The organism is Paenibacillus urinalis, from assembly GCF_028747985.1.
GTDB classification, from domain to species: Bacteria; Bacillota; Bacilli; order Paenibacillales; family Paenibacillaceae; genus Paenibacillus; species Paenibacillus urinalis.
The window spans coordinates 3,256,976-3,270,712 of sequence record NZ_CP118108.1; the positions used below are offsets into that span (position 1 = coordinate 3,256,976).

At 45.5% G+C, this 13,737-nt stretch carries 12 protein-coding genes; 5 read left to right on the forward strand and 7 right to left on the reverse strand.

Going from position 1 to position 13,737, the window contains the following annotated elements:
• Positions 1 to 19: 19 nt before the first annotated feature.
• Complete coding sequence (locus PUW25_RS15145; RefSeq protein WP_047910478.1) at positions 20 to 1,000, forward strand: HD domain-containing protein; 981 nt, start codon at positions 20 to 22, stop codon at positions 998 to 1,000.
• A gap of 79 nt (positions 1,001 to 1,079) precedes the next feature.
• On the opposite strand, the gene PUW25_RS15150 is transcribed toward PUW25_RS15145, so the two are convergent.
• The 3 genes from PUW25_RS15150 to PUW25_RS15160 form a co-directional block, all read right to left on the reverse strand.
• Positions 1,080 to 1,982, reverse strand: a complete 903-nt coding sequence (locus PUW25_RS15150) for a hypothetical protein (RefSeq protein ID WP_047910479.1) — start codon at positions 1,980 to 1,982, stop codon at positions 1,080 to 1,082.
• Between the two features lie 128 nt (positions 1,983 to 2,110).
• Positions 2,111 to 3,037, reverse strand: coding sequence for an AEC family transporter (locus tag PUW25_RS15155; protein ID WP_274338395.1), 927 nt, complete (start codon positions 3,035 to 3,037; stop codon positions 2,111 to 2,113).
• Positions 3,038 to 3,072: 35 nt separating this feature from the next.
• Positions 3,073 to 3,921 carry a serine/threonine protein kinase gene (locus tag PUW25_RS15160; RefSeq protein ID WP_274338396.1) on the reverse strand — a complete coding sequence of 283 codons (849 nt, stop codon included), beginning with the start codon at positions 3,919 to 3,921 and terminating at the stop codon, positions 3,073 to 3,075.
• 343 nt (positions 3,922 to 4,264) lie between these two features.
• Here PUW25_RS15160 and PUW25_RS15165 point away from each other — a divergent pair, with 343 nt between their 5' ends.
• The 4 genes from PUW25_RS15165 (at position 4,265) to PUW25_RS15180 (ending at position 8,710) form a co-directional block, all read left to right on the forward strand.
• Positions 4,265 to 4,894: a chromate transporter gene (locus tag PUW25_RS15165; protein ID WP_274338397.1), complete on the forward strand. Its 630-nt coding sequence runs from the start codon at positions 4,265 to 4,267 to the stop codon at positions 4,892 to 4,894.
• Between the two features lie 10 nt (positions 4,895 to 4,904).
• Positions 4,905 to 5,441, forward strand: coding sequence for a chromate transporter (locus tag PUW25_RS15170; protein ID WP_274338398.1), 537 nt, complete (start codon positions 4,905 to 4,907; stop codon positions 5,439 to 5,441).
• A gap of 140 nt (positions 5,442 to 5,581) precedes the next feature.
• Complete coding sequence (locus PUW25_RS15175; RefSeq protein ID WP_274338399.1) at positions 5,582 to 7,411, forward strand: UbiD family decarboxylase; 1,830 nt, start codon at positions 5,582 to 5,584, stop codon at positions 7,409 to 7,411.
• 276 nt (positions 7,412 to 7,687) lie between these two features.
• Positions 7,688 to 8,710 carry a serine hydrolase domain-containing protein gene (locus PUW25_RS15180; protein ID WP_274338400.1) on the forward strand — a complete coding sequence of 341 codons (1,023 nt, stop codon included), beginning with the start codon at positions 7,688 to 7,690 and terminating at the stop codon, positions 8,708 to 8,710.
• A 25-nt stretch (positions 8,711 to 8,735) separates the two neighbouring features.
• Here the strand turns inward: PUW25_RS15180 and PUW25_RS15185 are convergent, their stop codons facing one another.
• The 4 genes from PUW25_RS15185 to PUW25_RS15200 all read right to left on the reverse strand — a co-directional run bounded on the left by PUW25_RS15185 (position 8,736) and on the right by PUW25_RS15200 (position 13,614).
• The gene (locus tag PUW25_RS15185; protein WP_052511750.1) at positions 8,736 to 9,710 is read right to left on the reverse strand and encodes a phosphotransferase; all 975 of its coding nucleotides are present in this window, start codon (positions 9,708 to 9,710) and stop codon (positions 8,736 to 8,738) included.
• Between the two features lie 220 nt (positions 9,711 to 9,930).
• The gene (galU, locus tag PUW25_RS15190; RefSeq protein WP_047910485.1) at positions 9,931 to 10,809 is read right to left on the reverse strand and encodes a UTP--glucose-1-phosphate uridylyltransferase GalU; all 879 of its coding nucleotides are present in this window, start codon (positions 10,807 to 10,809) and stop codon (positions 9,931 to 9,933) included.
• A 16-nt stretch (positions 10,810 to 10,825) separates the two neighbouring features.
• Positions 10,826 to 13,042 carry a bifunctional alpha,alpha-trehalose-phosphate synthase (UDP-forming)/trehalose-phosphatase gene (locus tag PUW25_RS15195; protein WP_205052893.1) on the reverse strand — a complete coding sequence of 739 codons (2,217 nt, stop codon included), beginning with the start codon at positions 13,040 to 13,042 and terminating at the stop codon, positions 10,826 to 10,828.
• Positions 13,043 to 13,329: 287 nt separating this feature from the next.
• On the reverse strand, positions 13,330 to 13,614 hold the full coding sequence (locus tag PUW25_RS15200) for an HPr family phosphocarrier protein (protein ID WP_047910726.1): 285 nt from the start codon (positions 13,612 to 13,614) through the stop codon (positions 13,330 to 13,332).
• Positions 13,615 to 13,737 lie beyond the last annotated feature (123 nt).

Here is a 13,737-nt window from a genome sequence, read left to right on the forward strand (position 1 = left end):
TAAAAAGGGGATTTGACTATTGAAGCTGACTTGCCCGATTTACGGTGAATGGGATGAAATTGAAGAAGTTTTTGAGGAGTTGATATGTAGTAGTGCGTTTCAAAGGTTAAAGGAAATTCATCAAGGCGGAGCAAGTTATTTGGTTAATGAAAAATGGAATGTGACCCGATATGATCATTCGATAGGGGTAATGCTGCTGATTAGGAAACTGGGAGGTTCAATTGAAGAACAAATTGCAGGACTATTACACGACATTTCTCATACTGCCTTTTCACATGTTGTTGACTTTGTATTAGATAACACAGAGGAAAATTACCATGAGCACATTTATCAAAAAATCATTATCGAGTCATCAATTCCGGATATCTTAAGTCGTCATAATTATGATTATAAAAAGATCCTTTTTGACAACTTATCATGGACATTGCTTGAACGACCCGCTCCTGAGCTCTGTGCAGACCGAATCGATTATACACTTAGAGACTTGTATCACTATGGAATCATCACGTTAGAAGAAATTCAATCCTTTTTAGACAATATAACTGTCGCAAATGGAATAATTGTTGTCCAAAATGTAGCGACTGCGAATTGGTTTGTTAGAGTCTATTACAAGGAGGTCATTGATTTTTTCTTAGATCCTCTCAATATTTACGCAAATGAACTTCTAACTAGAATTCTGAAGCTCGCATTAGATAAACAAATAATTAGCCTAGAAATGATGTTAGGAACGGATAATGACATCATGTCTCTACTACGGACATCTTATGATCAGAATATTCAGAATATTCTGTCCATGCTCCATTCAAATGTGACCGTTATTGTAGATGAGAACAGTTATGATATGTGTCGTAGCACAAAAGTAAGACTCATTGACCCATTTATTCTTCACGGAACCGAACTTATTCCAGCTTCTCAACGATCAGAGGAAGTTTGTATTATAAATGAGAATGCCCGTATCAAAGCACAACAAGGGGTTTGCGTAAGAATTATATCTTTCTGAATGAAAAAGCGATCCACTACGAACTTATATCAGTTCATAGTGGATCGCTTCTATTTATACTCAGCATCATTAGGCATGCTTACTTCTTTTTTCGTCCTTTACTAGAAGAGCTCCCCGTGTTTAATGAATCCTTATCCCGGTTAACAAACGTATACGTTTCGGCCAGCTTCTCCGCAATATGCCTGACCACCTTGCGGTTCTTCATATAGCCATTATGACAGAACGGATTCCAGAAGGTCAGCGGATTCCCCACATTCAGATCAATGTCCTGCTTCACCGCCTTCTCATAGGCGGGATCAATATTTCGAAGGGGATATCCCAAAATATCATCCTTATCAAAAAAATTAACCCATTCTCCTTGCAGCCCCGGGAAAATCGCTTGACCTTCCTTGGAAGGTACAACAATCGGCTTGCTAAAATCACGATATCTCAGACTCCATAACGGCAGCGTTGTACCGAGTGAATAAAAATGCGTCAGGGTATCTCCCCTCTCCAAGGGAGAAGTCGTATCGATCACTCCTGGAAAGTGCCTGGAAGTGTACTGCAAATCGTAGAAGAAGTTACTGGCTATCACGCTGCCCAAGCTATGTGATACGACACATAGCGGGGCATTCTTCCCTACTCTTTGCGATAAGCTGTGCAGTGCATTACTAATGGTCTGGTGTACGGCATCATAATTATGCCCGTTCGTATCGACCGGCTGGTATGCGACAGCATCCGCCAAATAGTAGATAAGATAACGACGGAGATGCTTGTAGCGAAGCTTCTTACTCAACACCAGCTCCTGATAGATCCGTTCCTCCTCCTTACCAAATACATCAGCCCAGTATACAGGCTCTACTTCAATATATGGTCTGGCGGAAGGCACTTGCATCACACTTGAGAAGGCTTTATCGAGCTTTTTCATGAACTTCTCAGCATATTCCTTCTTCTGAAGCCCGAGTCCATGCACCACAATGACCGCAATCTTCTGCACATTCATCCTCTCCCTCCATCATCGTCAGGTCTGGATATATGGGTATGTATGTTCCCCTATTATATACGATGCAGCTGCGTTCGAACATTGGTCAGAAGTCCTTGTTTTCCGTATAGGAGCAGGCACTCATTGGCTTAAATTTGCAGAACTGCAATCGTTCCCGTTACTGTCAGCGTACTCAGCAGTGTCGAAAAAAAGACCGTTTGCGAAGAAAATTCCGGTTCATTATCGAACTGTACCGCAAGAATCATGCTGCTGAGTGATGTCGGTACTGCAGAGGAAACGATCAAGGCCTTGGCAACGAGCCCCTCAATCCCCATCATCCATACGGTTAGTGCGGCAAGAAGCGGACCGGCAATCAGTTTTAAAAACACAGATATGGCTACATTCGTGCTGCCCTTTTTCGCAAAAGTCCATTTCATCGCTCCGAGCTGTACACCCAGCGTCAGTAATGCCATACCGATAAAGGCAGTATACAAATAATTCAGCGGCGTCTGAATGCTATTGGGGAGAGGTACTTCAAGGAACCTCAACAGAAGCGCTGCAGGAATTGCATAAATTACGGGCTGCCCTGCGATAGTTCTCCAAATATCCTTCAGCTTGGCACGATGCGCATTGACGCTGTATATTCCATATGTATTGGGTATAAAGGATTGAAGCATAAGAATAATGACCTGCACTCCAAGCGTCAGCGGGTTGCCCGAGAAGGCAAGCTGATTAATCGGAAGTCCATAATTTGCGCTGTTGGCGAACAAGACACTGTTTCGCAGTGCTGCTGGCATTCCACCCTCCAGCTTACGAATTTTGATAATGACAGAGCATACGATGTATTGCAGCAGCATGAAAATAAAGAAGAAGCCGATCACCTGCCCAAACAGAGACACGGTAATGTCTGTCGTGTATAAAAGATTAAAAACGACAGCCGGGGACAGGATGTAAAAGTTAATGTTCGATAAGGTTTTGACATCGAGTCCTCTCGTACGGCGGACGATAAAGCCCACAGCAATGACAAGAAATAAGGGGATGACGTTGTTCAGCAATATGTTTAAAAATAAGGCCATGATGGTAATATCCTTTCTATGAAAAAAGACTTCCTCTACTTAGAGGAATGATTTTGTTTCAAAACATGCAAATCATGAATGAACTCATCGGTACTTAAATAGGGCTCCTTCAGCTCGAGCAGCCGCTCAATGACCTCCTGTAGCTCGGTCGAAATTGACAGCTCCTCCTGCCAGCTCCGCTCAGTATCTGTGCCATCCTCAGACTCATAGGTCGAATACAGCATGAACAGCATAAAATGACCAATATCGGTAAGATCAGATTGCTCCTCAGCCAACTTGAACTGTGCTGCATAGGAACTGCGGGCTTTCTTCCACGGGTGAGCAGTCGTTGACCTCCTTGTCGTCGGGGGAGCTTCACCGATCTGTCTTGCCAGGCCAAAATCAATTAATGAGAGTCTCTCCTCCCGAAATAGCACATTCGGAATTCGCAGGTCCAGATGAACATACCCTTTCTTATGAATATACTGGATTACATCCAGCAGCTTCAGAGTCATTTCAATGCAAGAGACTTCATCATATGTGCAGCCCTGCTCAAAGATCAAATCCTCGAGTGTATCTCCCTCCACATAGGTCATGACAAGATAGGTATGCTTGCCTTCAACAAAAAAATCAAGCGGTTCAGGAATCTGCGAATGACGGAGGGCCTGCAGGATGTTCCTCTCTCTTCGAAGCAAATACTGTGCATACTCCCCCTTACTGGGCCTGGACTGCTTAAGAGCAACGACCGCTCCACTCTTCTGATCCAAGCATTTGTATGTCATGCCATAGCTTCCTTCACCCAGCAGCTGCATATTGACATAACGATCCCCAAGCACCGTATTTATTTCAGCCGGATAATCCCGCCACGCAGATAGGAATGAGCTCAGGAATGAAAAAAAACGCATAAATCAACGATTCTCCTTTGATGAATAGACTGTGAACGCTATTTTTTATGTTCGCATTGCCCATCTATTATAGCACCAATCCGTGAACGTGGACTTCGCGATTACACTAATGATTGGGATAGTTTTGCGTTATCTTCAATAACGAGAGGGTTAGCGGATAGTACATGAGCACAGACGAAGTTTATTCCATATTAGAATAAAGATTACTTAATTTTACAAATGTATTCGAACTTTGATGTGGATATATCACTTATAATCGCTAATTTACCATAAGTTAATTTCATTTTGATAAAAAGATGCTATAATGACGATATATTCAGTCTACAAGAGGTGAAATCGCCGCATGACATCAGGCATGAAGAACACCATTTCACGTTATTTTCAATTATTCTGGCTCTTCTTTAAAATAGGACCATCAACCTTTGGCGGTGGATATGCTATGATCCCCGTGCTGGAACGAGAGATCGTGGAGAAGCGGGGTTGGATCAGCAGACAGGAAATGAATGACTTAATGTCCTTGGCCGGATCTGCTCCGGGCGGGGTTGGCGTTAATGCCTCTGCTTTTATCGGGTACCGAATAGGTAAAGTGCCGGGAGCTATTGCCGCCACTGTCGGGATTACGCTTCCGACCTTTATTATCGTTTTTATTCTAAGCAGCATCTATTCTGTCTTTCAGCATGAACCGAAGGTACAGGCCGCAATGAAGGGAATTCACGGTGCGATTATCGGTCTGATTGCCGTCGCTGCCTATAACATGGGTAAGAACGCCCTGTTTGATCGTACCACGATTGCCATTGCCGCAGCATCTCTCATCGTATTGATCGCAACAAGCATCAATCCAACCTTCATGATCCTGATTGGACTTGTATTAGGGATGATCATTATCTCTGTTAAGAAAAAACTCGGAATGAGCGTACAAACCGAGAAAAAATCCGCTTCGGAACATGCAGCAACAATCGAATATTACATTTAGGAGACTTACTATGCTGTACTGGGAATTATTCATTACTTTTCTTAAGATTGGACTTCTATCCTTCGGTGGTGGCTACGCTGTTATCCCGATGGTTCAGTTCGAGGTTGAAAAATATAGCTGGCTCTCCGCTGAAGAGTTTCAACGAATCGTCTCTCTCGCCGGAATGTCCCCCGGCCCGGTTGCTACCAACAGCGCTACACTTATAGGCTATCATACCGCTGGTATTCCGGGGGCAGTTACAGCAACAACAGGCATCATCCTTCCCTCCCTGCTAATCGTCATACTGATTGCCGCCTTCTTTTTCAAGATCAACAAGAATCCTCTGGTACAATCCTCGTTCTACGGACTTCGTCCGATCATTACCGGACTGATTGTCTATGCTGCCCTTCATTTCGGCTTCAGTGGAAATGGTGAAACGATTTTTCAATGGAGTACATTTGCCACCTTATTTACGGCTGCAACTGCTTTTCTGGCGAATATCAAATATAAGCTTCATCCGCTCGTGGTCATCCTGCTCTCTGCATGTGTCGGAATCGTCTTATTTTGACAAATCAGCGAACTAAACAATATGAAGTTGAGTATTTAATGGCTGGAAAGTACTATTAAAGGAAGAGCTATTGTATTTAAGCTCAGCTTCATATCGTCAGAACATGTAGAATAGGCTCAGCTAGGAGTGACTTTATATTAATGTACACAACACTGGAATCATGTTTAATTGACTTGGAGCGGAACGGACATCTGGTTCGGATTCGGGAAGAAGTGGACCCCGAGCTCGAAATGGCCGCTATCCACCTGAGAGTATTTGAAGCAGGGGGACCCGCTCTCTTATTTGAAAATGTAAAAGGCTCGTCATATCGTGCGGTATCGAACCTGTTTGGAACGATTGAACGCAGCAAATTTATGTTTCGGCAGACCTGGGATTCAACTCAAAATGTGATTGCGCTCCGCAACGATCCCATGAAAGCACTTAAAAATCCGTTTCGCCACGTCAGTGCGGCGACTTCGGCAATCAAAGCCCTCCCGCTCAAACGGGGAAGCAGCGTCTCAGGCTTCAAAGAAATTCGAATAACCGATCTTCCGTTAATCAAGCACTGGCCCATGGACGGAGGCGCCTTCGTGACACTTCCTCAAGTGTATACAGAAGATCCTGACAAGCCAGGGATCATGAAAGCCAACCTGGGGATGTACCGCGTACAGCTTACCGGGAATGATTACACAGCCAATGAAGATATCGGTTTGCATTATCAAATTCACCGCGGAATCGGGATTCACCAGCATAAAGCCAATCGCAAAGGTGAGCCCCTTAAGGTGAGCATCTTCATAGGTGGACCACCCGCACACACGCTATCGGCGGTTATGCCGCTGCCAGAAGGGTTAAGTGAACTATTATTTGCAGGTCTGTTATCGGGAAGAAGATTCAGGTACGGATATGATGCGGACGGTTTCTGCATTAGTCACGATGCGGATTTTGTCATAACCGGTGAGATTCATCCCGGCGAAACCAAGCCGGAGGGTCCGTTCGGAGACCATTTTGGCTACTATAGCTTGATTCACCCGTTTCCGATGATGCGGGTTCGAAAGGTGTACGCCAAGCAGAATGCCATCTGGCCGTTCACTGTCGTTGGCCGTCCTCCACAGGAAGACACTGCATTTGGAGATCTCATTCACCAGCTGACCGGAGGGGCAGTTAAGCAGGAGGTACCCGGAGTAAAAGAGGTTCACGCTGTCGATGCAGCAGGCGTTCACCCTCTTCTACTTGCAATTGGCTCGGAACGATATACACCTTATACCAAGGTGAAGCAGCCAGCCGAGCTGCTTACGATTGCGAATCGAATTCTCGGCACTGGACAGCTCAGCCTTGCTAAGTACTTATTCATCGCTGCTGAGGAAGAGCAGCCGCTCAGCACACATCATGTATCCGAATTTTTCTCATACATACTGGAGCGCATCGATCTCAAGCGGGATATTCATTTCCAGACCAATACTACGATCGATACGCTGGACTACTCAGGCAGCGGACTGAATCAAGGGAGCAAGGTGGTCTTCGCTGCATGTGGAGACAAGAAGCGCGAGCTCTGTACGGAAGCTCCAGAACACCTTCAAGGGCTGCGGAATTTCGTTAATCCTAGGCTTGTGCTGCCAGGTGTTGTGGCGCTGGAAGGCCCTGCTTTCAGCAGTTATTCTGATGCAGCACAGCAGCTCGAAGAACTGACAAGCGCGATCCGTGTGCGAGGAGACATGCCGGGCTGCCCGCTCATAATTTTATGTGATGACAGCCATTTTCTAAGTGGATCCATCGATAATTTCTTATGGGCAACTTTTACACGGAGTAACCCATCTCATGATATTTACGGAGTAAATGCGGAATATACATATAAGCATTGGGGCTGCGACAACATCATTATTGATGCTCGAACCAAGCCTCATCATGCCCCACCACTCATTCCGGATCAGGCTGTTGAGCAACGAATCGACCGCTTGTTTGCGAAGAGCGGCAGCTTACATGGTGTTCTGTAACCCAAAATCGTAAACAGTACCCTCCTGATTTTCAAGTCAAGGCGAGCTCCATGTGATTGGACGCTCGCCTTTTTGTTAGGCTTGGAGTCTTTGATATTGTACCGATTGGGGCATAAACCGATGAGGGTGTAGAGCAAAATCAAACAGCCACTGTACGAAATAGCTCTCCAAGCATGAAGTATTGTAAAAAACCATTATATTGATTTATCACCACTTTGGCGGCAATTACCATGCTAACATGGATGAGTACACTTACTTAGAATGGAGATCAATGATATGAACACTCTACGAGAACGAATTCAAGAGCGAATGGAACAAATCCATTTTTCAGGAAGCATTCACGTCAAATCGAATAATATCGATATGCTTAAGCTAAGTCATGGTTATGCAAATCGTTCAGAGCAGATTCCAAACCAAGAGAATACACGCTTCGGTATGGCTTCGGGTTGTAAGTTGTTCACTGCGATTGCAATCTGTCAGCTGGTTGAGCAGAAGAAACTCGCTTTCACTACAACAATTGAAGAATGTCTCAGCGCCTATTCCTTTCCTTATTTGGATCTCAGCGTTACCGTTCATCAATTGCTAACGCATACTTCAGGTATCCCCGACTATTTCGATGAAGATGTAATGGATGACTTTGAGGAACTGTGGGTTCAACGACCTATGTATCATATCCGTCGTCTGGAGGATTTCCTCCCTTTGTTCCAGAATGAGCCTATGAAGCATTCAGCCGGGAGTCCATTTCATTACAACAATGCTGGGTATATTTTGCTTGGGCTCATTGTCGAGCAGATAAGCCAAATGGGTTTTCAGGAGTACGTGGAAGCCCATATTTTTGCCAAGGCAGGAATGACTGATTCAGGTTATTTTGAAATGGATCACTTGCCTGAACGGACAGCGCTTGGCTACATCCAGACGGAAAATGGCTATCGTACTAACATCTATTCGCTGCCGGCAAGAGGAGGGTCTGATGGAGGTGCCTATGTAACAGTGGGTGACATGATGAAGCTGTGGGAAACCGTGTGCAGCGGGCAGCTCATCCGTGCAGAAATGACGGATCTCCTGCTGACACCGCATGCGGAGGTAGATGATCATACAAGCTATGGATACGGAATATGGATGACGAAGCATTCAGCTTCCGAGCAGGTTGAGAAATACGTACTTATGGGCTACGATCCCGGAATTAACTTCCGTGCGTTGTTCTATCCTGATGCGTCGCTGCATGTTGTCGTGTGCTCGAATCAATCAGACGGCGCTTATGAGATTATCCGGGAGATTGAGCAAGCCTTTAGAGCATAGGTCATGAGGTAATACAATTCTAGCTCTACGCCTGCCCCTTCAATAATATGTACAGCAGCTCCCTGATCGACAGCAATGTCTCTTCCCGCTGTGTAACCAGGTTGTCATGAGGCCAGAACGGCGTTGGACTCTGTAAATCCCGGTCAATCAAGAGCAGCATCCACAGGGAGAAGAAGGCAGAGAACAGCTGATACTCTCTCTTGAACACTTCTTCCTCGTAGTCTTTGCCGAGCTGTCTGGAGTATAGAAGATATGTATCCAGCACCTTGCTGCGAATGTGCGCGGCATGAGCTCTTGGAAACAGCGGATGTGATATATCCAGCAGATGGTATAAGTCCCACATCGGGGTGTTACGATGATTATGCTCCCAATCCAGCACAACGATTCTGCCGGAGGATGTCCTTCCATAATTACCGGGATGCAGATCGCCGTGCGAGTAGACCTCTATTGGGGAGAGCTGAAATGTATCCAGCAATTGATAAAACGTATTTACCTCGCTCCAATTGAAGCCTAGGGCCTCGAGCAATGCACTGATGCTGGTCTGCTGGGCCAAGAGATCAGATACGACTTGCTCAAGCCGCGGCTTCTGACCTGCATGAGGCAGCTCCGGATACGAATCTAGCGGAACTGCATGCCATATCGCCATCCATTCGGCAATTTGGATCAGTACCTCTTCCTCTGCTTCGTGACTAATGGTGCCTACATCTTCAAAAAGAAGCCAAGGTCTCTCCTCTCCCTCCTGATCCGATTGAGCAATTAGTCGAGGATAGATGACAGGAAGCTGTGTCAGTACTTTGGCATAGGCCCAGCTTTCACCTGTAAGAACCGTCTCGTCTGGAAGGTATTTTAATATATAACTGACTGTATCATCCCCTGTCAGACGCTCTACTTGTCGTCCTTCCAGCCCGACATGCAGCACTGCACGGTTACGGACAATGAACCCCTGATCAAGCATCCCTTTAGGGAGGGGCCTATCCCCGGATTCTATTGTTTCCTTCAATCTCAAGCATCTCCCTTTTGTTAACAGAACGTTAAATCAGCATGAAGTGAATCCATCTGATTTACAAAATTGATTCAAGTATACTCTAAATGGGCAGCAAAAAGTAACGCCTCATTGCCCAGTCTCCGCTTCCTGCTGCTATCAAGGGCACAGAAGCAGTGAGTACTGCAGCAATAAGGCGTATCCTTCGTTACTCTTGATTAGCGTAATTCAAAATCCCTTAAACCAATTCACGCTGCTCAAGCACCTTCTTCAAATAAACCGCGAGGTCATCCTTCAATTCTTCATTCTGCATGGCATAATGAATGGTCGTTTGAATGAAGCCCAGCTTCTCGCCTACATCGTGACGAGTACCATCGAAGTGATACGCGATCAGATCCTCTTCAAGACCTAATTTAGCGAGCGCATCGGTCAGCTGGATCTCCCCGCCAACCCCGGCTGGAGTTTCACCCAGAATATCGAAAATACGAGGTGTCAAAATATAACGGCCGAGAATGGCCAGATTGGACGGTGCATCCTCACGCTTCGGTTTCTCTACAAAGCGATTCGCCTTGTATACTCGCTCTGACAGCTCTTCACCATCGACGAGACCATATCGCGAGACCTGCTCCCAAGGCACCGGCTGTACGCCGACAATGGAAGATTCATGCTTCTCGTATATGTCCATCATCTGCTTGAGACATGGCACCTTGGACTCTACAATGTCGTCCCCAAGCATTACGGCAAAGGGTTCATTGCCGACAAATTTACGGGCACACCATATCGCATGGCCGAGTCCAAGTGGTTCACCTTGGCGAATGTAGTGAATGTCTGCCATTTCAGACGATTTGCGCACTTCATCCAGCAGTTTCCATTTATGCTGCTCAGCCAGATTATACTCTAGCTCAAACGAATTGTCGAAATGGTCTTCGATTGCGCGTTTGCTCTTTCCTGTCACAATAATAATATCTTCAATACCGGAAGCAACGGCTTCCTCTACAATATATTGAATTGTCGGTTTATCGACAATTGGGAGCATTTCCTTGGGCATTGCTTTTGTTGCCGGCAGGAAGCGAGTTCCCATACCTGCTGCCGGTATAATGGCTTTACGAATTTTCATGTTGTTCTCCTCCTCCTCATTGCTGCTGTTGTGGATGCAACTTAGCTGTGTCACTTAGTTCCTCAAGTCTTTTAAGCAGTGTTCTGAATTCCTTATTGGTCTTCAGCTGATATTTGGCATTCGTGTTCCCAGAACCAATCTTGATAGAGAATGCTTCATCCGGAAGTGCATTAAACATATCTTCATCTGTATAATCATCACCCGCACCAATAATGAAATCAAAGGCCTCTGCCCGTGTCAGCAAATGAACCCCGTGTCCCTTATTGATTCGGCTGTCCTTCACCTCGAGCACTTTATTTCCTTCAAGTACACCAAGGCTCATGGACTGCGTAATGGATATCAATGCTTCTCTAAGCTCATCCCGCTTGAGTGCGATGACATCAGGCTCACACTGCCTATAGTGCCAAGCCAGGGAATATTCCTTCTCCTCAATTAACGAGCCTGGCATCCGATCTGTATACATTTCGAGAATGTGGCGAATTTTATCCTTCCAATCATTATCGACATTAATGGTCTTGATCCATTCCCCTCCAGCTTGCTTAAACCACAATCCATGGGAGGCGATCAAATGGAGATTCAGATCTCCAAGCCATTTTTCGATAACGCCGCGATCTCTGCCAGTAATAATAACGACTGTATTCTTCGGATCCTGTGATAAACCAGCCAGCATCTGCCTTAGCTCTTCATCTGGCTTAGCTTGATCCGGCGTCGGCTTGAAGCCGACAAGCGTTCCATCATAATCCAGAAGGATCAGGCGCCGCTCTGCATCCGTATAGGCGGTTTTTATCACCGAAGAATCAGAGACCTCGACCAAAGGCTTCGTTTGCAGGGCCCCGGTCTCGCTATTCCCCAGAGCTGTAATAAATTCATCTGCCCAGAAGTTAATATTGTATCTGGATAGACGATGATGCATCATTTTATTGCGTTCAATCTTCTCATGATCCGGCATATCTAGTGCGGTCTTCAGACCTTCAGCAATGGCACCATGATCATTCGCATTAACGATAACTGCCTCACCCAGCTCACTCGCCGCTCCGGCTGTTTCACTCATCACCAGCATGCCCTTGAAATCATTGCGGGAAGCAATATACTCCTTCGCTACAAGGTTCATACCGTCTCGAAGCGGAGTCACCAGAAGCACATCGCTATGGCGATAGAAAGCGATCAGATCATCCTGACTGAACGTTCGGAAGAAGAACCATATCGGCATCCAGTTGACTGTACCGAACTGACCGTTTACTTCACTGACGAGCACTTCGATATGTTTTTTTAACGTGTCATAGGTTTCCACTTCCACTCGGGACGGAGCAACGATCAGATTCAGACGAACCTTCTCGTGATATTCCGGATATTTCGTCAAGAACCGCTTAAAGGCTTTGATTCGGTCAGGAATACCCTTAGTATAATCCAGTCGGTCGATTGACAGAATGTTCTGGATGCTGCGTGTGCTTTCTACAAAATCCTGCAGTTCGCTCGACAATTCCACTGTGCCTGATTTGGAGAAATAATCATAATCAATACCCATTGGGAAGGCTTCGACCTGCACCGTATGTGTCTCATAGCTTAGCTTGTTCAAGCTGTGTTCCACGCCAAGTATTCTGCGTACGGTACTGAGGAAGTGCCGAACATAATCATAAGTATGGAAGCCGATCAAGTTGGCCCCGAGCAATCCCTGAAGTATCTCTTCGCGCCAGATCAATAGTCTGAATATCTCGAATGAAGGGAAAGGAATGTGGAGGAAAAATCCGATTTTGGCATTCGGGTATTTCTCTCGAATCATTTGGGGCAGCAGCATCAGCTGATAATCATGCACCCATATCGTGTCATCAGGCTCAATGACTTCATCCAGTGCATCAAAGAACTTCTGATTAACTCGCTTATAGGCCTCCCAAGTATCTATGCTGTATTCCGTATTGCTCGTGAAGTAATGAAATAAAGGCCAGATCGTTTCGTTACAGAAGCCATGATAATATTGATCAATCTCCTGCTCTGATAGAAAAATAGGAAGACAGTTGTATTGCTCTGACAGTTCGGTGTTAATGGAGGCTTGCTCCGCGTCAGACAGCTCATTGCTGGAGATACCCGGCCATCCGGCCCAGACACTGTTTCCTTGTTCATGGTAGCTCTTTAGTCCCGTTGCCAGACCACCAATACTCTTACTGTAGGTGAGTTCCGACTCGTTCTTCTTGACAGTAACAGGCAAACGATTTGATACAAAAATAAGTTTACTCAAGTGTTGATCCCCTTTCCAGTAAAGGTTTCTCTGTTCTCTAGATTATTCTGTTCTCTAGATTATATAATTCTGTTTTGCTTGAAATTGCGCTCTTCCAAGCAAGTTACCTGTAACTTTCATACCCGCTTTCAACCGAAATGACGCAAACGCATAGGATAAACCCGATAATGGCGGTCTTTTTCCGAACAATAGACAAGTAGTTTACGAGGACAATAAGCACAGCAAAAAAACCTGGAAATCAGGTTTCCAGGCCTTTCTCTTCTTCAATATATAAATCTGATATGAATCTAATGCTCCGCTTCCAATCCCGGTACTCTGCTAAAGCAATCAATCAACGTTTCAAGCGCCTCGAGCTCATCCTTCCCTCTCGTGGACAATCGAATCCTCGTCCCCGCGTGAATGGGCTGCAGGATCATACCTAGCAGACTCTTCACATCTATTACATGCTCATTGTCGTTAGGATCAGTGTACGTGATGATAATTTGAGAGACAAAGCTTGAAGCCAGATTCGAAATTTGAATGAGTTCCTGCTGAGCATATTCCGATTGCACAATGAATTCATGTACCCTCACATCCATCACCCTTCGTCTGTCTTTTGATAATAGCTTTATGCAGATATAGATCCGTTGGTGATACAGGCTATCAGCCATATCTGATTGTACAGTTATTTTAAAGGAAATGAGCCCATTGGTAAA